The sequence below is a fragment of the Aeribacillus sp. JST-2 genome (assembly GCF_056032925.1).
This window is the reverse complement of sequence record NZ_JBVVUU010000002.1, coordinates 93,574-113,777: the sequence shown is the minus strand read 5'-3', so window position 1 is coordinate 113,777 and position 20,204 is coordinate 93,574. Positions and strand designations below refer to the sequence as shown.

Below are 20,204 nucleotides of genomic sequence, written 5' to 3'. Positions count from 1 at the left end.
AAGCAAAATTTCGTTTACTTTGCCGATGGACAAGCAAGGTGATCTGCTCCATTCCAAAAGGAGCCTCAGAAAAAGAAAATGCAAACATTTGTAACGCCTCAGTCCTCCATTCGCAATGCAATTTCACTCCATCCGTAACATTCATCTAGCACAATCATGATTTGGATGACAAAAGCCGCCATTTGCGGCGGCTTTCTTTTATTTGGCAAAAATATGATTACCGATTACAGTCGTTATTGACTTGGAGCGCACCCATTGATCATCGGTTTTTTCAGGGTTATAAAAATAAAGGGATCCTCTTCCCAACCCTTGAAAAGCCAAGGCCTCATGTACAGCCATTTTAGATTCCTCACTGGCAGGCTTGTAAATTTCCCCGTTTTGCACAGGTGTAAATTGTCCGGGTTGATAAATAACCTCTGTAATTGTGTCCGGATAAAGGCTGCTTTCCACTCTGTTCAACACAACCGTAGCAACAGCAACTTTTCCTTTATAAGGCTCCCCTTTCGCTTCCGCTTCTACTAATCTTGCCAGCAAATCTTTTTCCTGTTCAGTGATGGTCTCTGGAATGATTAATTTTTCACCAACATATACATCATCTGAATATTTATTGTTGACAGCTTTTAACTGTTTAACTGGAACACCGTATTTCACGCCGATTTTCCAGAGGGAATCTCTTTTTTTTACGATATAAGCTGCTTTTGCTTCATGTATCCCGCCTGTGAAAAAAATGGCAGAAAGAGCAATCAATGAGGAAAAGAAAATTTTTTTCATTTTTTTCATTTAGAAAACCTCCTTTTTTTGCTCTCTATTACCCTACCATCTTCTAAACTATAATTCATTAAAAAATCTTTACCTTTTCATCCTAAATATTCCAGATGTTTTTATGTTAAAATAACAATAGTAATCAAAAGTCAGAAAATATCTTTCTTTTTTATGGAAAGGTGAAAAAGAATGAGACTTCCTACATGTTGTTTTTGCCGGAAAACGATTCCATTCGGCAAGATCCATAAAGCTTTATTATCTTTTCGACAATCCGTCTTCTGTCCATCATGCGGCAGAAAGCTCTATTTTTCAAGAAGATCAAGGCAAAAAACAGGTTTCATCAATATGGCGGTTGTGCCGTCTCCGCTTTTGCTGCAAGCATTCGGGCTCCCTTTTCAGTACACCATCGCCTTATTTCTACTGCTTTCCTTCGCCGGTTGGCTGATGTATCCATTTGTTTGTTCTTTTGCCGAAAAAGAAGAACCCCTTTGGTAAGCGAGTTCGCTTGCTCGAATTAAATAAAAAAGGACTAAGGCACTTGTTGGCCTTGTCCTTTGCGGGGGCTCGACAAGGTACATGTCGAGTTCGGAATTGTGGCGTTAGCCCACAATATACTGAAAGTTGCAGGGCATCCGCCAGCTGCTTTCAGGATACAAAAGCAAGTGGAAGAAAGACAAGATATTTTTTCTCCACTTGCTTCATTTTAGGGACTTATCAAACAGCACCTCATTCCTTTTTATTTATCTTTCAAAATGTCATGGTCGACGTAACGCTCGCCGTTCAGCTCACTAATAACATTGATCGCAACTTTGGCGCCATCGCCGGCAGTGATGATCGTATGTACGCTGACACCTGCAGCTGTACCCGCAGCCCAAATCCCGTCAACGTTTGTCTTCCCTTGTGCATCGACATCAAATATTGTTTTAATGCGGGGTTCTGTCCCGTCTTTTGTCTTTAGCCCGACTTTGTCAGCTAAATCAGTCAGCACTCCTGTAGCTAATATGACGTGTTTCGTTTCATAGGATCCTTTATCCGTCTTCACTACAAGCCCTTCCGCTAGCTTTTCAATTGTCTCCACATTTTCTGCCACAATCTCCGCGCCGAATTTTTCCGCTTGTTTTTTCCCTATATCAATTAAATCAGGCCCGGAAATTTCCATAACCCCATAATGGTTTTCAATCCAAGCTCGTTTCGTCATGGATTTATCGTTGTCTAACACCAGTGTTTTTTTACCAGCTTTTGCCGTGAACAAAGCGGCGCTTGCACCTGCAGGACCTGCCCCGACAATGACTACATCATACATTTACAATTCCCCCTTTGGAAAACTTTTGATAAGTCCATTGTAAGCGCAAATAAAACGAATTGTAAAGATTTTCATCCGGCTGTTACTTTGAAAGAGGAACTGTTTTTGCATTGGCCGTCCTCTAAAAATTTTTTCTCTTTTATTTCCACAAGCAGTTTGTGAGGAAGACGGGAAAAAAATCTCGTAAAAATCAGTAAAACGGCAGGGATATCGGCATAATAACATCGAGGTGATTGGTCATGAAACCGTTTATTCCACAACTCGTATACATTGAACCAAGAGCGCTGGAATACCCGCTTGGAGTGGAATGGAAAGAAAAGTTTGAAAAAATGGGGATTGACATCCGCTATACAACTTCCCACAATCAAGTGCGGAATATCCCTGGAGATACACCTTTTCAAAAATACCGCAATGCGAAGTCCACTTTAGTCATCGGCGTTCGAAAAACATTGAAATTTGATACGAGCAAGCCTTCTGCCGAATATGCCATTCCGCTGGCAACCGGGTGCATGGGACATTGCCATTACTGCTATTTGCAGACAACGTTAGGAAGCAAACCCTACATTCGCGTTTACGTAAATTTAGAGGAAATTTTTCAGCAGGCTAAACAGTATATAGAAGAGAGAGTTCCAGAAATAACCAGATTTGAAGCTTCGTGTACGTCTGATATCGTCGGGATAGATCATTTAACACATTCACTCAAAAAAACGATCGAATTTATTGGAGAAACAAAGCTGGGGAGATTGCGGTTTACAACGAAATATCATTATGTAGACCATTTATTGAATGCCAAACATAACGGCAACACCCGCTTCCGATTCAGCATCAACAGCGATTGGGTCATTCGTCATCTGGAGCCGGGAACATCAAGATTGGATGAAAGAATCAGCGCTGCTTTGAAAGTCGCAAAAGCTGGATATCCTATCGGTTTTGTAGTTGCTCCACTTTATCGCCATGAAGGCTGGAAAGAAGAATATGGAGAATTATTCAAAAAACTGGGTGAAGCAATTGAAGACGATAACTTAACATTTGAATTGATTCAACATCGTTTCACGAAACCTGCCAAAAAAGTTATCGAAGCAAGGTATCCAAACACGAAACTGGAAATGGATGAGAAAAAAAGAAAATACAAGTGGGGGCGGTATGGAATTGGCAAATATGTTTATCAAACAGAAGAGGAAAGGGAACTGAAAGAGACGATGGAACAATATATTCACTATTATTTTCCTAACGCCATCATCGAATACTTTACGTAAAACTGTAAGGAATACAAACCTTTTCAAAATCGACGGTCAGAAATGGTTAATTCACCAAAAACATTTTCTTTTGCTAGCTCACCTTTTCCCGAACGAACATATGATAAAACAAACAGTTTACGGTAAAGGTGATACAAAAATGAAGGAAAATCACACAATCGATGTTCCCGTTTTATATGATTGGTTCCGTTCCACCTCCCGCCTCCACATGAACGTTCGGCTTTATAGGAAACGAAAACCTTTAAAAGCGCAAACATTTTACTATTATGCTTTAGCTGATGGAAAAAAGACCGTGTATACGGACGCCGATCAAATCAAAGAATTTACGGATGAAGGGATTATGGATCCAAAAGATGTATCCTATATCCGGCTTTTCATTAACGGCGTCTTGCAGCCGCCGAACATTTATGAAGTGAAAAAAGGAATGTTACTATTAAAATCAAGCGATGTGCCGCAAAAAGGTGTTCCTATTATTTTGGAATTTATTTCCATCTATTTATAATTGACAAAATGAGGTGATACCTGCACAGGATAAAAAAACAGGATCCAAAAGAAGGACTTTTGGATCCTGTTTTGTTAAGCTGATACAACAGTTGTCGATTGAGGTGAATAATTGACCACTTCCAGTACAATTGGCGTATCTGTTAAAATCGGATCTCCACCTGCAGGAACATTGATCGTAAGCGAACCGACCGTCGTTGCTCCCGGCGTATACGTACTTAGGCCGCCCATTTGAAGCACTCCGTTCACATAAACATTATAATAACTGTTGTTAGCTGACAATGCCGGCAATTCGGTTACAGCTGATCCATCATCTTGAAAAAAGCTGGCTGCATCAATGGTGAGCGTACTTCCCGGAGCAGTCTCTGCAGTTGTAACGTAGAAAAATCTTTGATCTTGAGGAACGACATTCGTTGTTGTGGACGCAGTGACAACCAATTTCATTAATTGCAGAGCCAATCAAACCCCTCCCTTCATTCGATCTATTTCATAGTATGTGAAAATGCGGCGGAAGCATTAGACAAATACACAATTTGTACGTGCAGCCACCCTTTTTTTATGATTAATGGAACGTTCAACGGCTTTTTTGATGAGATTGATCACACTTGCACTATCAAAATGAAATGTTTTATTATAAAATGACAGAATATTGCATTTGCTTATTCTTCAAAACTTTGTCACTTTTTCCGAACTTTCTTCATGATAAAATAAAGAGTAAATGGGTAGGAGGAGGAAAAATGGACGTCACCAACCATCAAAAAAATTACACCAAAACAGTTGTCAGTTTGTCGATTGTCATAAATGCGATCATCTTATTGTTGTTTTTCTCGCCGATTGGTTATCGGGGGGATATAGACTTTGATTTGACGATTTTCCCAAGAATGAACGCCATTTTTAACAGTTTTACGTTTGTCTTTTTGCTTTCCGCTCTTTTTGCAATAAAAAAGAAAAACATTAAGGTGCATCGCAACTTTATCTTTGCCGCTTTTACGACAACAGGTTTGTTTTTTATTTCCTATTTAACCTATCATTATTTGCAGTCTGAACCAACTCATTACGGCGGAGAAGGCTTTATGAAATTTTTTTATTTCTTTATTTTAATTTCCCACAGTTTTCTGGCGGCTGTTATCGTTCCCTTGGCATTATTTGCTTTTTTTTGGGGCATATCCAATCAAGTGGAAAAACATCGGAAAATTGTCCGCTGGGCAATGCCAATTTGGCTGTATGTCGCCTTTACAGGAGTGCTCGTTTACCTGTTAATTTCTCCTTACTATTAAAATCCGCCGTCTGCCAAAATTGAGGTTGTCTCAAAAGCCTCTAAAACGAAAAGACCACAGATTGTCCATACTTTCTGTGGTCTTTTACAGTGTGAGAGAGAATTTTCCTGAAACTCCCCGCTTGGAAGGGGAAAAGTTTCCATAACCAAATTTTTTTGTAAAGATGTTAGCAAACGTGCAAGCAGCACTTTGAAAAAAATAAAAATTTCACTGGAATCGTTCTTTAGCTTACACCCAGAGCCAATCCTTTTGCTTTGGATGTAATGTCATTTATTTAATGAAAGTGGCAGCTGATATTTTCATGAATATCAGCCGATTAATTAATTTTATCGATCCAGCAGTTGTATTAAATAATCAGCATTTATTTTTGCACTAACCATCGGATCTTGATCATAATGCTCTTGCTCGACCGTAAACCACTTCACCCCGAATTTGTCTCCAATTTCCAACATTCCCTTGATATCAAGGGTTCCGTTTCCCAGTTCTGTGCTGATCTTTTTCCCTTCTTTCACCGTCATATCTTTTACATGCAAAGAGACGATGCGATTTTGATATTTTTCCATTAAATCTTCCGGAATCAATCCAGCATATGTCACCCAAAAACAATCCAACTCCATTTTCACTAGATCAGAATCCGTATTTTCAAACAATAACTCGAATCCGGTTGTGTCATGAAAACGTTCAAATTCAAAATGATGGTTATGATATCCGAACGTAAATCCTTCTTTTTTGCATATTTCTCCAATGCGATTAAATCGTTCGGCTGCCCGTTTATAACCATCGGCACTTCTATATTCTTCCGGCAAGGCGGGGCAAATAATGAAAAAATTTCCTATTTCTTCATTATATTGAAGCGTTTGAGCCAATTGTTTATCTTCTAACATATGAAACGGTATATGGGCGCCGGCAGCAGCAATCTTTTTTTCATCCATCACTTTTTTCAATTCGGAGCTTGGCGTATCAAAAAATCCCGCAAATTGGATGCCTTCATATCCCATATCAGCAATATCGCGAACGGTTTGCAAAAAGTTTTTGCTGGCTGCTTGACGTACAGAATATAATTGGATTCCGATTTTCCCCATTCCTTGATCCTCTCCCTTATAACTTGATCGTTTCTCCAGTTTCAGCAGATTGGTACAGGGCATTTATGATCTTTTGTAAAACAACCCCCTGTTCCGGCGTGCAGATCGGCTGCTTTCCATTTATACAGCAATCGACAAAACGCTCGATCTGCCATTGGTACGGATCTTTTTTCGGCAAGTAAACAGGTGTTATATCGACCAATGTATCATGTTTTTCTTGGTAAATTTTCAGCGGGAATACGTCCGCACCGCCTTTGTCTCCCATTAAAGACACGTTCATTTCTTCGTCTTTTTCAACATTTGCCGCAAATGATGTTTCCAACAGGATAGAAGCACCGTTTTTAAAGAGGATCATCCCTCTTGCCATATCCTCAATCGAAAAGTTTTGCCAATCCCAATCTCCGAAAAGTCCGACCCCTTTTTTTGTTCCTAATTTCTGATAGGTCACTCCAAGTACTTGAGCAGGTTCAGGGTATCCCATTAAATAAAGCGCTGTATCGAGCATATGAACCCCGATATCAATCAACGGTCCGCCGCCTTGCAATTCTTTGTTAGTAAACACTCCCCATCCTGGAATTCCTCTTCTCCGGACAGCGGTTACTTTTACTGCGTAAATATTGCCTAGTTCACCGGCATGAATAAAGCGCTTTAATGCTTCCACTTCTTGTGTATGTCGATAATGAAGACCGTATGTCAATATTTTTCTATTTTTTCTGGCCGCTTCAGCCATTTCCTCCGCCTCCGCCGGATTCATTGCAGGCGGCTTTTCGCATAGAACATGAAGGCCCGCATTCAATGCACTGATCGCCACTGGTGCATGGAATTTATTCGGAACGCAGATGCTGACGGCATCCAATTCCATCTCTGCAAACATTTTCTGATAATCTGTGAAAACGTGAGGCACTTTAAAATCTTCAGCAAATTTTTGAGCGCTTTCTTTGACAATATCGCATACCGCTACAACTTCCGCTTTGTCGCTTACTTTTTGATAGCTCGGCAGATGGGCGTGGCGGGCAATCCCACCTGTACCAACAATTCCGATTCGCAATTTTTTCACTATTTTGTACCTCCTTGCATTGGATTGGTGATCGATTAATAGCCTCGTTTTTTCTACACATCCAGCATTTTGTATTGTGCTTTTACTAAATGATAATAAACACCGCCTTTTCTCATCAGTTGGTCATGATTTCCTTGTTCGAGCAGATTCCCATGGTCAAGAACAAAGATGTTGTCTGCTTCGCGGATCGTTGAAAGCCTGTGGGCGATGATGATCGACGTTCTGCCTTTCAAGAGCGTTTTCAAAGCCTCTTGAATGACAATTTCCGTTTCGGTATCAATACTGGCTGTTGCTTCGTCTAAAATTAATATTCTTGGATCCGCCAAAAGCGCTCTTGCAAACGAAATAAGCTGCCTTTGCCCTGTGGACAGCACATTTCCGCGTTCTTCGACTTCCGTATGGTACGCGTTGGCAAGCTTTTGGATAAAGTCGTGAGCTCCCACCGCCTTTGCCGCATTGATGACAGCTTCATCACTTGCAGCCGGGTTGCCGAAACGGATGTTTTCCAAAATGGTTCCGGAAAAAATGAATGTATCTTGCAACACAATGCTGATTTGCGAACGAAGGTGATGAAGCGATAAATCTTGAATTGGATAACCATCCACTTTCACACATCCACTCGTTGCATCGTAAAAACGGCTGATCAAATTGGCAATCGTTGTTTTGCCAGAGCCAGTATGCCCCACAAGCGCCACGGTTTCCCCTTCATGAATCGTAAACGAAACGCCGTGCAAAGCTTTTCGTTTTTCATCATATGAAAATTCTACGTTTTCAAAATCAATCCTTCCCCGAATGGAAATTTTTTTGGCTGAAGGAGATTCTGCAACGATCGGTTTTTCATCTAAAAATTCAAAAATACGTTCAGACGAAGCCATTCCCATAAGAAGCTGGTTATACACTTGACCGAGACGGGAAATCGGCTCCCAAAACATTCCTAAATAAAAGGAAAAGGAAACAAATTCGCCAATCGTACACTCGCCGTTTTGAATCAACATTGAACCGAACCAAATCAAAATGACCGTTCCGACAGCAGTCGTCACTTCCACAAACGGGCCGAACATCGCATTTTTTCTGACAGCTTCCTTCCACGTTTCAAAATTTTCCTTGTTTAATTGTCTAAAATATTCATTGTTTTCTTCCTCTTGCGTAAAAGATTGGGTGATGCGTATCCCTTGCAAGCTTTCATTTAAATGTGAATTTAGTTTTGATTGCTTCATGCGTACCATTTGCCAAGATCGTCTTATTTTTTTCCGCAAACTCGTCGAAATGAAAAACATGAACGGCAAAATCACCATAATCGCAATCGTCAATTTTAGATTTAATGAAGATAAAATGGCGATGATGCCGATTAATAATAAAAAATCAGTTAACAGATTGATAACACCATTTGTAAACAAATCCTGTAATGAAGTTGTATCATTCATGATGCGGACGAGGATCGACCCCGCGGATCTTTGGTCAAAAAAACGGTGCGACAATGTTTGAACATGGTTGAACAAATGTTTCCGCAAATCATAAATGACATATTGCCCCAGCTTATTCATCCAGCGTATGCGCAGCGTGTTGGACAAATATAGCAAAAAATAAAGCCCGGCAGTCAGCAAAACTAAGACGGTCAACAGCCTCGTATCCTTTTCAATAATCGCCCGGTCAAACAAATAAACGCCGATGATGATCGGCAATAGAAGCCTGACACCTGTCGAAATCATTACGGTAAAAAAAGAAAGCGGGAGCAAATTGGCGGCGTATGGCTTTAAATAACTTAAGAGCCGCCACATTTGCTGCCAGTTAAAAGGTTTATCAATGACAACATCTTGCGAATAATGGAATCGCTCCAAAATTTGCTTCCTTTTCTCTGTTTGCTCCATTGCTAACACCTCCCTGCAGCCTGTTCCAGCACTATGTCCCGATCTTTATACTGAATGTCAAAAATTCGTTTATAAGCTCCGTTTCGCTGAATCAATTCATGATGTTTGCCTCTTTCGATAATTTTTCCGTTTTCTAAAACAAGAATCTCATCGGCATGTTTAATGGAGGATATACGGTGGGCAATAATAAAAGTTGTTCTCCCCCGCATGACTTCTTTTAGCGCTTGTTGGATTTGAAATTCCGTTTCCATGTCGACAGCACTTGTCGCATCATCCAAAATTAAAATGCTCGGATTTTTGCATATAGCACGGGCAATGGCGATCCGCTGCTTTTGACCGCCGGAAAGTCCCAGCCCCCGCTCGCCGAGAATCGTATCGTATTTCTCTGGAAGTTCCATGATAAAGTCATGGGCTTGCGCCCGTTTTGCCGCATCGATGATCTCCTCCATTGCCGCATCTGGTCTGCCATATGCGATATTGGCGCGGATGGTGGAGGAAAAGAGGAAAGATTCCTGCGGAACGACGCCGACATGCGAACGCAGCACTTTTAAATCAAATTGGCGGATCGGGCGGCCGTCAATGAAAATTTCCCCTTCTGTCACATCATAAAAACGGGAAATCAGCTGCGTAATGCTTGTTTTTCCAGATCCAGTTGCTCCAATCAGCCCGATTGTTTTCCCCGGAAAAGCCGTAAAACTAATATTATTTAAAGCGGGAGTCTTTTCACTGCGATAGAAAAATGTCACATTTTTAAATTCTACGTCCCCTTTTATCGATTCCACTTCGGCAATCGTTTCTTCATTGCGGATCGTTTCCTCCGCCTCCAAGATTTCTAATAACCGTTCACCAGACGCTTTTGCCTGTGAAAACATATTGATCGTAAAACCAAGCTGCATGATTGGCCCCATCATATACCAAATTAAACTGTAAAAGGCGACAAGTTCTCCCGGCTCGAGTTTCCCATTCGTTACCATGAATCCGCCGAATGCCAACAAGGCGACAACACAGATGTTTCCAATCGCCTCCATGAGCGGAAAATATTTTGACCAGACACCGGCTGTACGAAGATGGGCTGCTTTTAACTTTTCATTTTTTTCAGTAAACCGTTCAATTTCCATACCTTCTTTTGACAACGCTTTCACAGTGTGGATTCCGGATATGTTTTCTTGCACCTTTGTATTCAATTTCGCAAAAGAAATGCGGACTCCACGAAAAGCAGGATGAACCCTTTTATCAAATTTATAAGTAACAATTGCTAAAAACGGCAGCGCTGCAATCGTCACGAATGTCAGTTGGACAGAATAATATAGCATCACACAAAAGCTGGATGTAACCATCACAATAAACCTGAGGACTTCTGTAAATCCAAACGCAACAAACATCCGAATACCTTCAACATCTGCTGTTAACCTCGACATTAAATCCCCTGTTTTCGCATTGTCGTAATAGCTAAACGGCAGCCTTTGCAGCTTTTCATATAATTGATCCCGCAAGCGGCGGACGGTTTTAATCCCGAACATATCTGCCAAATAATGCTGAGTAAACGCCGACAAGGCTTTCAAAAACATGATTGCCAAAAAACCCGCTGAAATCCACGGAACGAGATGATACTTTCCTCCTAAAACCACTTCATCAATCGTGAGCTGTAAAATCATCGGATACACTACGGTGATTCCTGTTAATAATAATAGAAACAGCAACGACAAAATAAAGTCTTTTTTATATGGCAAATAAACATCCTTCAATTTTTTAAAAACAAACATCTTTTCCCTTCTTTCCAAAGAAAGTTTTGTTCTGAATGGAAAAGTTGATTTTACATTATATAAACCCTCCACCTTTGTATATTCTTTTTAAACTTAATATAGTATTTTACTGTCCGCTTCCAGAAAGTAACATACCAGATTGAAACATATATTTGCATAATCGTAACAACAACCGGAACACAGTCAATAAAAAAGACCGGAACGGACGCCGGGTCAATATTTTGAATTTTGGTAAAATTTAATGCCGAATTGCTTCCGGAATTCATTCGGAGTAATTCCTTCTTGTATTTTAAAATATCGGCTGAAATAAGCTAATTGCGAAAAGCCGCATTGTTCAGCGATTTCTTCAATGCTTAAATCGGTTGAAGCTAGCAAAAACCTTGCCTGTTCAAAACGGATTTTATTCAAATATTCGATAGGCGTATAGCCCAACACTTTCCGCATGCAGCGGGCAATGTGGTTCGGATGGAAGGAAAGGGCTTCCCCCAGCTCTTGATAGCTGATTTTTTTACGGTAATTTTTCCTTAAATATTCTGCCGCTTTCTCGGCAATCATCACGGAAGGAAGCGAAGTATCCACTTGCATATAAATCGACATTTCTTGCAAAAGCTGTTGAAACAACAGCTGCCGTTGCCATTCCAGGAAGTAAGTCGTTTGATGATAGGAAGATAGAAGCTGCCTGCTGAGCCTTTCTACACCATCCCAGTTTCTAATTGAGCAAAACTTCGGAAGCCTGATCGTAAACGGCTGTTCTGCAAATAGCCGTTTGCTTTTAATAATTTCCGGCTTTCTTGAAGACCGTTCGGAAGCATGGAACCATTCATTAGCCGTTTTAAAGTGAATCCAATAAAAACGGGTAATCGTTTGGCAAGGGGCAATCGGATAATGGTGTTTGTCGGGGTCCAAAATAATTGATTGCCTTTTTCCTATTTTATAATTCCTGCCGTTTTCTCCGATGAATAACTCCCCATCCTTTACAATGAGTAAATCAAACACCCCCAACCCTTGACGATCCGGATGAGAATGCCCGGGTTTTAAAACAGCTTCACCGCCCGCAATAAACACCGGAAGAGGAGGCGCTAAGATTTCAAGCATATACCGGTCACCTGCTTAATCATAAATTTCTTTAGGCACTTTCCATTCAGGATTCATTCAAATTTCCATTTTTCTTTTGCCGAATGGCTTCTACTTGCAAAATCGCCCGATAATAGAAAACAAAGGAAAGATAAGCACATAAGCTTCCCATAAAAAACGGAATAAGGAATGTGGCCACCTGAAAACTAAAAACGACAATTGCCGCATTCGTTGCAAACGTCAACAACGTATTAAAAGGTCTTGCGATTGAAAGCAAGATAGCATTTTTAACTGAAGCCAAAAACGGCGTGTGGAAATGCACCGTATTGGAAAAGAAATTTAGCACTATTACAAACAGAAATACAGAAAGGAAAATAAAAAAATAAAAAAGAACCGGCTGCTTTTGGGTTGAGAAAAAAATGAGATCCACGATGCAAATCACTGACAGAACCATAAAAAGCAGCCCCCCGCACATGCTTCTGACATAATTCTCCTTATAATACTGCCAAAATGAACGAAAAAGCGGAATATCCTGCTCACCAAGAACCCATTTGCGGACGACACCAAACATCGCGGTTGTAGCAGGGAAAAAAATGAATGGCGCTAAAATGGCCATTGTCGTTAAAATCGTCATCATTTCATTCATATTTTCGACAAAAAGCAATGTCAATCCCAGATAAACAACAGGGAGATTAAACAAGAGCCAAAGTACATTGGTCACTGAAAACCGCATGACCCATTCACAAATGCGATATAACCCTCCCATGAAACCGCCTGTATTCACCCATCAATCCTCCATTTCTAAATTTATATAATAAACAATAAAAAAATGCCTTTTCATCCAAAAGCATATGAAAATCTTTTTAACATGATCGAAAGCAGGCACGCTTGAAATACAAGGAAATGAATGCCCTTTCATAAGTTAATTGATATATTACCAGAATGAAAGCGTTTGTCAAGCTGACGACGAAAAAAACACCTTCCGTTTGCGTGAAAGCTGGGAAGGTGTTTGCAGCCATTTCAAATAATCTTTCTTGCAGGCCGGGCGGCGGTTTTTCTTTGCTCTACGAACCAGTCGCCTGTAATGCGGAACAGCTCTGTTGAATGTTCGATCGATGTAAACGTATGATTGCCCCCGGCAATCAAGTTCTTTTCAACGCTTTTCGCACTTTTTTGGAAGCTTTTTTCGTAAATGTGGGCATAAGAGCAAGCAATCTCTTTATCTTCCGTTCCGTGGGCAATGAAAACATCACCTGTAAATTTTTTTGCTTCCTGCAAGGGGGCATATTCGGATAAAGATTGGAAAAATGTCTTCACCAATGTATAGCCTTCAAAATCAATAAAAGAGTCGTATTCTAAAGCTTCCACTTTCTCTTCCCCTACAATCGCAGCAATATCTTCAAAAGGCCGGCCAACGGCAGACCAAATTGCCAGTTTGCGAATTTTTTCATTCCGCACCGCTGTCAATGTTGCAACTGCTCCTCCTAAACTATGGCCGAGCAAATAAATTTCTTTCTCGTCAACGGACGGAAGATTGGCGGCAAATTTGATTACATCTTCTGTCTGTTCGATAAAACGTTCCATTCCGTAAGTGCCGTAAATGCCGCTGCTTTCCCCGCAGCCTTCATAGTCAAAGCGCAAAACGGCGAATCCGAGTGATGAAAAATATCTGGCTGCTTTGACAAACAACCGATTCACGCCAACCCTGCTGCCGATAAAACCGTGGCATATAATGACGATCGGAAATTCCGCATTTTTCTCCCTGTTTTCCGGAAGATGCAACGTCCCGGCGAGCTTCTCCGTCCCACTCGACATAATGATTGCCTGCTCCATCTGAATCCCTCCTGACGACATTCATCTTAGCCTTGATTATAATACATACAATTCCGATAAGTCAAGTGTGTTTTATCAACATAAATGGTTTTGTTGAAAATGTCAAACAGTTCGGGTTGGCTGAAAATGCCAACCCGCTGCTCATTTTATCATTGATATAATGACTACATCAGGATCAAAACAACTGCTTCTTCTGTCACCACAACGTTGAACTCGTTCAATTTGAAAACTGTTCGGTCACTGCGGGGAAAGTATTCAAGGACAAATAGCATATGACAAAAGCTTAATCGACGAAGGTGCAGTTAAAAAGAGAATTGGGTATTGTTAAAGATAAAAAAATATTAGCCTATTGGCCGTTTGTTATAATCGATTGTGAAGGTTTTTATTTCATCACAGTGGAGAAATTTGCTCAATTGTTGAAATTTTATGTATGGCGCATAGAAAAGCCGGTGATCTTTGCGTTTTTATCACTTTGCTCAATCGTCGGCTTCATGGCAGTATGCATTTTTTTCCACTTCAACAGGCATTCTTTCCGGTTTTCATCCCTTTTTCGGCAAATGCCGTAAAAAATTTTCATAGGCGAAACCGCGGACTTCCTCTTCTTTGTAATGCTTCAGCAATTCATTTATGAGATTTTGCGTTTTCGATGCATCTTCTAAACCAACCACTTTTTCCTCAATGCCGTCAAAGTCTGATCCGAACCCGATTTGCTTCAGTCCTCCCAATGAACAAAAATGATCGATATGCTTGATGACTTCAGCGATTTGCGCCCGATCATTTTCCGTGACAAATTGGGGGGCGTACACGACATGAATCATCCCGCCCTTTTGAAACAGCGCCTTCGCCTGTTCATCCGTTAAATTGCGAGGATGGTCGCAAAGGAAGCGGGAGTTGGAATGGCTGGCAATCGGATATTCGGCCAACTCCATCACATCCCAGAAAGCCCGTTCACATAAATGTGACACATCAGTAAAAACGAGATGGTCATTATTCAGTTTAACGATTTCTTTTCCGAAATCAGTCAGTCCTGCCCCTCTCGTTTCCAAAGCGCCGTCCGCTGCCAAGTTGGCGTAGTTCCATGTCAAACCGACAGAACGAACCCCTAGTTGATAAAGGATCCGCCATTTTGCAATGTCATTTCCGATCGGATCAACACCTTCCAATGTCAATAAGGCGCCGATTTCATGTTCCTTCAATGAAAAAATTTCCTTCCATTTGCGGATATGTTTCATTTCCAGATTTTTTCCGAGCACTTCATCGTAAAAATAGCCGATCTGCTCAAGAGCAGCTTGGAATTTGTTTTCCGTTTTCACTTCAGGTTCAACAAAAACAGCAAAACATTGCAGCTTCACGTTTCCTTTCATTAAGCGCTGTTTGTTCGCATCGAGCTCCTTGGAATCGGAAAACGACAATCTGCCCTTTGCTGCCGCCAGCTTCATCAAAACATCACAGTGGAGATCAATAATATACATATCTTCCCCCTACACTATGTTGAAAAGGTTTTCTATTCAAAACAATTCAATATGTTAAAACTTTTTTATTCATGACAGTGTATCAAAAAAAGCCTGCAATCATCTCTACAGGCTTTATATCTTCGATCATCATTATCTATCACTCTATAAATTTGCGATTTTTTGTTGAAATTTTGCGTACAATTTTTTGGTCACATCGCCAGGTTTTCCTGTGCCGATCGCCTTGCCCTCGACAGCAACAACAGGCAATACTTCAGAAGTAGTGCTTGTAATAAAGACCTCATCGCTTGCCAAAACATCGTCTTTTGTAAAATTTTCTTCGGCCAATGGCAATTCAAGCGATTCAATAATTGATTTAACCGCCATTCTCGTGATGCCTGGCAAAATATGTTTGGAAAGAGGGGTTGTATAAATCGTTCCATTTTTTACAATAAAAACATTGGAGCTTGTTCCTTCTGTAACATATCCGTCCCGCACCAAAATTGCTTCATAACAGCCTTGATCGTGCGCAGACTGTTTTGCCAAAATATTGGGGAGAAGGTTGAGGGTTTTAATATAGCAATTTTGCCAGCGTTCATCATCGTGAAAAATAGCGGAAACTCCGTTTTCCCTTAATTGGCTGTCTAATTTTTTGGATGGCCGCACCGTCATCGTGGTTGAAACAGGAACATCCGGAAATAAATGATTGCGGATGCTGATCCCGCGGGTAATTTGCAAATACACATCGCAGTCGGACAACTGTGATTTTTCCACCGCTTCCTTTATTAACCGTTCATATTCCTCCAAAGTTTTATCAAGTTTCAGCTTGATCGCTTCCGCACTGTTGAAAAGCCGCTCTAAATGCTCTTTAAGCATAAACGGTTTCCCGTTATATACCCGAATGACCTCATATATTCCGTCGCCAAATTGGTGTCCTCTTTCGTCAATCGGTATTACCGGTTCATGGATGTTGACAAAACGCCCATTTGCATAGCCAATACTCATCATCAGTCCCCCTATTCATATAACTATCCAACTATCATCATTTTATCATAAACAAATGAGGAAATAGCGATTTTTCTCATTTCACAATCAAAAAAGATGCAATGAATGAAGATTTCCTTTAAAATATCATTAAAACTATCAGGAAAGAGGGTTTTTTTATGCAAGGCATTCCACGTCCAATGGTCAGAACAAACCAATGGACAATTGTACTATCTGTTCTCATCACATGGATGACAAATCAGCCGTTTTTTCTCTTCATTCCGCTGATCCCCGGCCTGATTGGCCTCATCTTTGGAGTAAATCCGATAATGGCAGCCGCCAAAGCTTTTTTGCGAAAACCGCTTTCCTCCTATTATTTAGAGGACAAGAGCGACCAGCAATTTAATCAAAAAATTGCCTGCACCTGTTTGATGCTGGCATTTATCGGTTTTTACTTTCATATTCCGATCTTAGGTTACGTGTTTTCCGTTTTGGTCTTTTTAGCCGCTCTGATAGCCATATTAGGATTTTGCATCGGCTGTTTTATTCGTTTTCAATGGAAGCAATATCAGTATCGAAAAGCGCAAAAATCATAAAAGCAGCCATGCTTTCAAAGGCTGATTTTTTTAGGAGTGTCCATAAGCGGGCGCTCCAATATTACATTGCTTTTAATAACGATTCTTTTAATGCCCGTCTTGCTCGATGCAATCTTGTTTTCACCGCCCCTTTCGAAATGTTTAATTGTTCCATCAATTCATTTTCCTTCAACCCATAATTCCATTTCAACTCCAAAATTTCACGGTATTCAGGTTTCAATTTTTGAATTTCTCGGGAAATGATTTCTTTCGTTAGTTCATATTCTGCTGTTATCTCCACGCACTCCTTTTCTTGAATGAAAAGATCTTCAAGAGGACACGGCATTTTTTGTTCCTTCCGAAGAAAATCAATGGCTGTTCTTTTCGCAACAGTGCTGAGCCAAGATCCGATCTTTCCGCTATTTTCTAATTGCCCCGAACGTTGAAAGGCTTTTAAAAACGTTTCTTGCAAAACATCCTCTGCTAAATGGACATCTTTGGTCACAGAGAAAGCAATTCGATAAATTTTTTGATAAAACTGATGATAAATGGTTTCAAACTGATCAAATGCCATCATATGATCCATCTTTAATCAACCCTTTTGTCTCCTTCCTTTTATCCTTTGAATCAATATTCGCGAAAAAGCAAAAACCGTTTATGTTCCCGCCTTCCGGAAATAAGCCTTTTTAATCAACGGTTTCATTTCATTTTTACAAAAATTGTAAATTAATTCCCTAAATATCCCTTGAGATTTCGGTCCTCGATTTTGAAAATCTCAGACAAGCATATTTCCCGGAATAATCTTATGTATTAATTGTACTATTATAAATAATACAGTTAATACATCAAAAACGCAACATTGAAAATAGGAAAACCGGGCGTCAATTTTGTGACGCCCGGTTCTTGTTAGATCCTATTATGAAATTTTGAATTTCGTCCACAACTTGAAATATTTTTTGATATCCTCTGGTCAGCTTCCGCATTTGCTTGGCAAAAGATTGTTTTCATCCATCGACCGCACCGCCGTTTTAAAGGAAAGCAAATTGATCTTTTGTTCAAAACCGCAAAATCGAGCGGTTATTTATATTTTGCTTCAACCAGCTTTATTTGGGGATCAATCGGTTCTTCCGGAAGATCAATGTCAGAGCACCGGCCAATGTCAAAGCGCAAGTTGCTCGGCCATCCGTAAAAAATGGAACTTGATTTATTTTGCATATGATACGGAGCGATTCCGAACTTAGCAGGATTGATTTCCGGATCATGTTCTCCTTTATAATAAATCAACACATCGCCAGCAACATATATGTCGCTTTTCAATGTTTGAAACAAACTTGAATCTCGACGATCCACTTCTTTCAATATCAGGTTTCCCCCAACTTTAATGGTTTTTCCTTCTATCGACGATTTTCCTTTCCTAACGTCCAAAATAAGGTCTTGACCGATCTCCATTTCGTTGCTTCCCTTGCCAATGATGAGCGGTCCTTGGAAAACGGCTGTTCCTTTTACTTTTACGGAAGCGTTCCGAAAATAAACTGCGTTTTTCACGATCAAATGCCTTCCAATTTCCAACTCCCCATTCATGTCAAGACCTGTAAAAACAGCGCTGCCGCAGACGCGGACGAGCGGATTGCCATTCGAGTTGGTCAACTGTTTGCCGTAACAATTGCCGTATACTTCAAACAAACTGTTGTTGTCAATAGAGAGATTTTCCAGCTTTGCGAAGCCGTTGGCAATGAACGTTGTATGATTTTGCATCGAAAAATCCCCGTCGCTGTAAACATTATTGGCTGAAACCGTGCTGTTGGTGGACAGCCTTCCCCCCTGTTCTAAAACAAGGTGATCGTCGTAATGCGTTGTCGTATTTTTCGACCAAACAATTTCCGTCTGAAATGTATATTTTGTCGTCGGCTTTTGGGGAACCGTTTCCGCCACATCGCGCCAGTCTTCCTCTTCATCTTGATTGGATCCTTTTCCTAAGCCGGTAATTTCAATATCCGCTTCAACCACTCTTGTTTTTCTGCCATCCATTCCTTCAACCCGAAACGTCACCTTTGTTTTTGTATTGGATGGTGTAACATAAATGGTGTCTTGCAAATGAAACTTTCGGTTTGGATGATCAGGATCAATGACTACTTTCTCCATTTTCGTTTGAACAAAGCGGAACATTTCCGTCAAATGCTTTTCCAATTCTTCCTCTTTCTCAAGAGGATGATCTTTCATATATTGATTTGCCTCTTCTATCGCATAAGTCACACCCATTTCCGCAATATCAACGGCGCGATCCTCCGCTTCTCTGTCTTTCTGCTGTTTTGCAGCGGAAATGGCGCCGGCAGCAAGAAGAGGACCAAGCGTTAAAATAACGGCTGCGATTAATAACACAACGACCAGCGCGGCTCCGCTATCATTTTGTATTCTTTTCATTCCTCCTCCTCCTTGTCTGCCGCGGTCATTCTAGAAACGGTTGTGGCGACTATCACTTCATTTTCCGGATAATGTTTCGGTTTTAACGTTAACAAAACTTGAATGCTTTTATTTTCTTCCTCCTTCAAGTCAATAAAGACCGGCTTTTCTTTCGTCACTTGAACGTTATTGATCCTCACATCGATAAAATAATCGTCACGGCCGATCTCTGTTGTTTTCTCAGTTAAACCATTTTCATACGTCAACTCAAGTTTGCCTTCAGGATTGAATTGAATTACATAGGATTGGCTTTTTCGATGGACTTCCGTTAAAATGGTAGTAATATAAGCTGCTTGCTCAGACAGCTCGTTGCGGTCTTTGAGTCGTTGAAAATGGCCGGCGGTTTGCACTAATATACCATACAGCGATCCTGCCAAAACAACGAATATCGATAATGCGGCGAGTACTTCAACGATCGTCATTCCGCTTTCGCCATGTGTGAAACGAGCTTTATTCATGAGTGATTCCCCCAATATATCCGTAAGTGACCGCCAGTTCCTTCCCATTTTCGTTCATGACGCGAACGGTAATTTTCCATAAATTTGCATTTTGCTCTTTTTCGACGTCAAGCTTTAGGCGCAAGCCTTTATTTTCTTTAAATGTGCCGTCCTTTTCAACAGCGGAAACTTGCGGAGCGTTGAGATCATTAAAAGTTTCATAACTTTTGTTTTGTTTCGGCACTTGATCCGGATTGTTTTTCAATTCTGTTAAAACTATTTTTCCATAGTGGGTTGCCTTGAACGACTCTTCGTTTTGTTTTTCAAAGTGCGACGTCTGTCCGAAGAGCACATAAAAGAAAGTTAATACCAATGACAAAATGGAAATCGAAACAAGCAATTCGATCAACGTTAAGCCTTTTTCCTGGCGGATCCAAACCATGGATAAAACCCCGTTTCAAATTTTTTCGCTTTCCTATTTCTAACAAGTATTATAAAATGAAAAAGGAATATTTTCATAT

The 20,204-nt window shown here is 40.5% G+C and carries 21 protein-coding genes; 5 read left to right on the top strand and 16 right to left on the bottom strand.

Annotated features, from left to right (window positions below):
• Positions 1-198 precede the first annotated feature (198 nt).
• Positions 199-780 (bottom strand): cell wall hydrolase, encoded by a 582-nt coding sequence (locus AC0KTX_RS01835; RefSeq protein ID WP_474250529.1) that lies wholly within the window; start codon positions 778-780, stop codon positions 199-201.
• 171 nt (positions 781-951) lie between these two features.
• On the opposite strand from AC0KTX_RS01835, the gene AC0KTX_RS01830 reads away from it, so the two are divergent.
• Positions 952-1,257 carry a TIGR04104 family putative zinc finger protein gene (locus AC0KTX_RS01830; RefSeq protein WP_474250528.1) on the top strand — a complete coding sequence of 102 codons (306 nt, stop codon included), beginning with the start codon at positions 952-954 and terminating at the stop codon, positions 1,255-1,257.
• A gap of 241 nt (positions 1,258-1,498) precedes the next feature.
• Here the strand turns inward: AC0KTX_RS01830 and AC0KTX_RS01825 are convergent, their stop codons facing one another.
• Positions 1,499-2,065: an FAD-dependent oxidoreductase gene (locus tag AC0KTX_RS01825; protein WP_474250527.1), complete on the bottom strand. Its 567-nt coding sequence runs from the start codon at positions 2,063-2,065 to the stop codon at positions 1,499-1,501.
• A gap of 239 nt (positions 2,066-2,304) precedes the next feature.
• Here AC0KTX_RS01825 and splB point away from each other — a divergent pair, with 239 nt between their 5' ends.
• Complete coding sequence (splB, locus tag AC0KTX_RS01820) at positions 2,305-3,321, top strand: spore photoproduct lyase (RefSeq protein ID WP_474250526.1); 1,017 nt, start codon at positions 2,305-2,307, stop codon at positions 3,319-3,321.
• A gap of 139 nt (positions 3,322-3,460) precedes the next feature.
• On the top strand, positions 3,461-3,823 hold the full coding sequence (locus AC0KTX_RS01815) for a DUF4183 domain-containing protein (protein ID WP_474250525.1): 363 nt from the start codon (positions 3,461-3,463) through the stop codon (positions 3,821-3,823).
• Positions 3,824-3,897: 74 nt separating this feature from the next.
• On the opposite strand, the gene AC0KTX_RS01810 is transcribed toward AC0KTX_RS01815, so the two are convergent.
• A complete protein-coding gene (locus tag AC0KTX_RS01810) occupies positions 3,898-4,281 on the bottom strand; it encodes a DUF4183 domain-containing protein (protein ID WP_474250524.1) in 384 nt (127 codons plus the stop codon).
• A 278-nt stretch (positions 4,282-4,559) separates the two neighbouring features.
• On the opposite strand from AC0KTX_RS01810, the gene AC0KTX_RS01805 reads away from it, so the two are divergent.
• Positions 4,560-5,099, top strand: coding sequence for a DUF420 domain-containing protein (locus tag AC0KTX_RS01805; RefSeq protein ID WP_474250523.1), 540 nt, complete (start codon positions 4,560-4,562; stop codon positions 5,097-5,099).
• Between the two features lie 326 nt (positions 5,100-5,425).
• On the opposite strand, the gene AC0KTX_RS01800 is transcribed toward AC0KTX_RS01805, so the two are convergent.
• The 9 genes from AC0KTX_RS01800 to dat all read right to left on the bottom strand — a co-directional run bounded on the left by AC0KTX_RS01800 (position 5,426) and on the right by dat (position 16,232).
• Positions 5,426-6,181 carry a sugar phosphate isomerase/epimerase family protein gene (locus AC0KTX_RS01800; RefSeq protein WP_474250522.1) on the bottom strand — a complete coding sequence of 252 codons (756 nt, stop codon included), beginning with the start codon at positions 6,179-6,181 and terminating at the stop codon, positions 5,426-5,428.
• Between the two features lie 16 nt (positions 6,182-6,197).
• On the bottom strand, positions 6,198-7,241 hold the full coding sequence (locus tag AC0KTX_RS01795; protein WP_474250613.1) for a Gfo/Idh/MocA family protein: 1,044 nt from the start codon (positions 7,239-7,241) through the stop codon (positions 6,198-6,200).
• Positions 7,242-7,291: 50 nt separating this feature from the next.
• Positions 7,292-9,106 carry an ABC transporter ATP-binding protein gene (locus AC0KTX_RS01790; protein WP_474250521.1) on the bottom strand — a complete coding sequence of 605 codons (1,815 nt, stop codon included), beginning with the start codon at positions 9,104-9,106 and terminating at the stop codon, positions 7,292-7,294.
• A 2-nt stretch (positions 9,107-9,108) separates the two neighbouring features.
• The gene (locus AC0KTX_RS01785) at positions 9,109-10,869 is read right to left on the bottom strand and encodes an ABC transporter ATP-binding protein (protein WP_474250520.1); all 1,761 of its coding nucleotides are present in this window, start codon (positions 10,867-10,869) and stop codon (positions 9,109-9,111) included.
• A 213-nt stretch (positions 10,870-11,082) separates the two neighbouring features.
• Positions 11,083-11,964 (bottom strand): AraC family transcriptional regulator, encoded by an 882-nt coding sequence (locus tag AC0KTX_RS01780; protein ID WP_474250519.1) that lies wholly within the window; start codon positions 11,962-11,964, stop codon positions 11,083-11,085.
• A 46-nt stretch (positions 11,965-12,010) separates the two neighbouring features.
• A complete protein-coding gene (locus tag AC0KTX_RS01775; RefSeq protein ID WP_474250518.1) occupies positions 12,011-12,727 on the bottom strand; it encodes a YesL family protein in 717 nt (238 codons plus the stop codon).
• A gap of 236 nt (positions 12,728-12,963) precedes the next feature.
• A complete protein-coding gene (locus tag AC0KTX_RS01770; RefSeq protein ID WP_474250517.1) occupies positions 12,964-13,776 on the bottom strand; it encodes an alpha/beta hydrolase family protein in 813 nt (270 codons plus the stop codon).
• A gap of 539 nt (positions 13,777-14,315) precedes the next feature.
• Positions 14,316-15,248: a dipeptidase gene (locus AC0KTX_RS01765; protein ID WP_474250516.1), complete on the bottom strand. Its 933-nt coding sequence runs from the start codon at positions 15,246-15,248 to the stop codon at positions 14,316-14,318.
• Between the two features lie 144 nt (positions 15,249-15,392).
• Positions 15,393-16,232: a D-amino-acid transaminase gene (gene dat / locus AC0KTX_RS01760; protein WP_474250515.1), complete on the bottom strand. Its 840-nt coding sequence runs from the start codon at positions 16,230-16,232 to the stop codon at positions 15,393-15,395.
• A 158-nt stretch (positions 16,233-16,390) separates the two neighbouring features.
• Between dat and AC0KTX_RS01755 the strand changes: the two genes are divergently transcribed.
• Positions 16,391-16,807, top strand: a complete 417-nt coding sequence (locus AC0KTX_RS01755) for a DUF4395 domain-containing protein (RefSeq protein ID WP_474250514.1) — start codon at positions 16,391-16,393, stop codon at positions 16,805-16,807.
• A gap of 61 nt (positions 16,808-16,868) precedes the next feature.
• Here AC0KTX_RS01755 and AC0KTX_RS01750 read toward each other — a convergent pair whose 3' ends face one another.
• The 4 genes from AC0KTX_RS01750 to AC0KTX_RS01735 all read right to left on the bottom strand — a co-directional run bounded on the left by AC0KTX_RS01750 (position 16,869) and on the right by AC0KTX_RS01735 (position 20,125).
• Entirely contained in the window at positions 16,869-17,372 is a 504-nt protein-coding gene (locus AC0KTX_RS01750; protein ID WP_474250513.1) for an RNA polymerase sigma factor, read from the bottom strand.
• A gap of 491 nt (positions 17,373-17,863) precedes the next feature.
• Positions 17,864-19,207, bottom strand: a complete 1,344-nt coding sequence (locus AC0KTX_RS01745) for a hypothetical protein (protein WP_474250512.1) — start codon at positions 19,205-19,207, stop codon at positions 17,864-17,866.
• On the bottom strand, positions 19,204-19,704 hold the full coding sequence (locus AC0KTX_RS01740) for a PulJ/GspJ family protein (protein WP_474250511.1): 501 nt from the start codon (positions 19,702-19,704) through the stop codon (positions 19,204-19,206). The genes AC0KTX_RS01745 and AC0KTX_RS01740 overlap by 4 nt, the downstream gene beginning before the upstream one ends.
• Positions 19,697-20,125 carry a PulJ/GspJ family protein gene (locus AC0KTX_RS01735; RefSeq protein WP_474250510.1) on the bottom strand — a complete coding sequence of 143 codons (429 nt, stop codon included), beginning with the start codon at positions 20,123-20,125 and terminating at the stop codon, positions 19,697-19,699. Before AC0KTX_RS01735 ends, AC0KTX_RS01740 begins: the two co-directional genes overlap by 8 nt.
• Between the last annotated feature and the right edge of the window lie 79 nt (positions 20,126-20,204).

What these genes read in the sequence shown, in the direction of transcription:
- AC0KTX_RS01835 (WP_474250529.1), bottom strand. Translation starts at nt 780, where the DNA reads ATGAAAAAAATGAAAAAAATTTTCTTTTCCTCATTGATTGCTCTTTCT.
- AC0KTX_RS01830 (WP_474250528.1), top strand. Translation starts at nt 952, where the DNA reads ATGAGACTTCCTACATGTTGTTTTTGCCGGAAAACGATTCCATTCGGC.
- AC0KTX_RS01825 (WP_474250527.1), bottom strand. Translation starts at nt 2,065, where the DNA reads ATGTATGATGTAGTCATTGTCGGGGCAGGTCCTGCAGGTGCAAGCGCC.
- splB (WP_474250526.1), top strand. Translation starts at nt 2,305, where the DNA reads ATGAAACCGTTTATTCCACAACTCGTATACATTGAACCAAGAGCGCTG.
- AC0KTX_RS01815 (WP_474250525.1), top strand. Translation starts at nt 3,461, where the DNA reads ATGAAGGAAAATCACACAATCGATGTTCCCGTTTTATATGATTGGTTC.
- AC0KTX_RS01805 (WP_474250523.1), top strand. Translation starts at nt 4,560, where the DNA reads ATGGACGTCACCAACCATCAAAAAAATTACACCAAAACAGTTGTCAGT.
- AC0KTX_RS01800 (WP_474250522.1), bottom strand. Translation starts at nt 6,181, where the DNA reads ATGGGGAAAATCGGAATCCAATTATATTCTGTACGTCAAGCAGCCAGC.
- AC0KTX_RS01790 (WP_474250521.1), bottom strand. Translation starts at nt 9,106, where the DNA reads ATGGAGCAAACAGAGAAAAGGAAGCAAATTTTGGAGCGATTCCATTAT.
- AC0KTX_RS01785 (WP_474250520.1), bottom strand. Translation starts at nt 10,869, where the DNA reads ATGTTTGTTTTTAAAAAATTGAAGGATGTTTATTTGCCATATAAAAAA.
- AC0KTX_RS01780 (WP_474250519.1), bottom strand. Translation starts at nt 11,964, where the DNA reads ATGCTTGAAATCTTAGCGCCTCCTCTTCCGGTGTTTATTGCGGGCGGT.
- AC0KTX_RS01770 (WP_474250517.1), bottom strand. Translation starts at nt 13,776, where the DNA reads ATGGAGCAGGCAATCATTATGTCGAGTGGGACGGAGAAGCTCGCCGGG.
- AC0KTX_RS01765 (WP_474250516.1), bottom strand. Translation starts at nt 15,248, where the DNA reads ATGTATATTATTGATCTCCACTGTGATGTTTTGATGAAGCTGGCGGCA.
- dat (WP_474250515.1), bottom strand. Translation starts at nt 16,232, where the DNA reads ATGAGTATTGGCTATGCAAATGGGCGTTTTGTCAACATCCATGAACCG.
- AC0KTX_RS01755 (WP_474250514.1), top strand. Translation starts at nt 16,391, where the DNA reads ATGCAAGGCATTCCACGTCCAATGGTCAGAACAAACCAATGGACAATT.
- AC0KTX_RS01750 (WP_474250513.1), bottom strand. Translation starts at nt 17,372, where the DNA reads ATGGATCATATGATGGCATTTGATCAGTTTGAAACCATTTATCATCAG.
- AC0KTX_RS01745 (WP_474250512.1), bottom strand. Translation starts at nt 19,207, where the DNA reads ATGAAAAGAATACAAAATGATAGCGGAGCCGCGCTGGTCGTTGTGTTA.
- AC0KTX_RS01740 (WP_474250511.1), bottom strand. Translation starts at nt 19,704, where the DNA reads ATGAATAAAGCTCGTTTCACACATGGCGAAAGCGGAATGACGATCGTT.
- AC0KTX_RS01735 (WP_474250510.1), bottom strand. Translation starts at nt 20,125, where the DNA reads ATGGTTTGGATCCGCCAGGAAAAAGGCTTAACGTTGATCGAATTGCTT.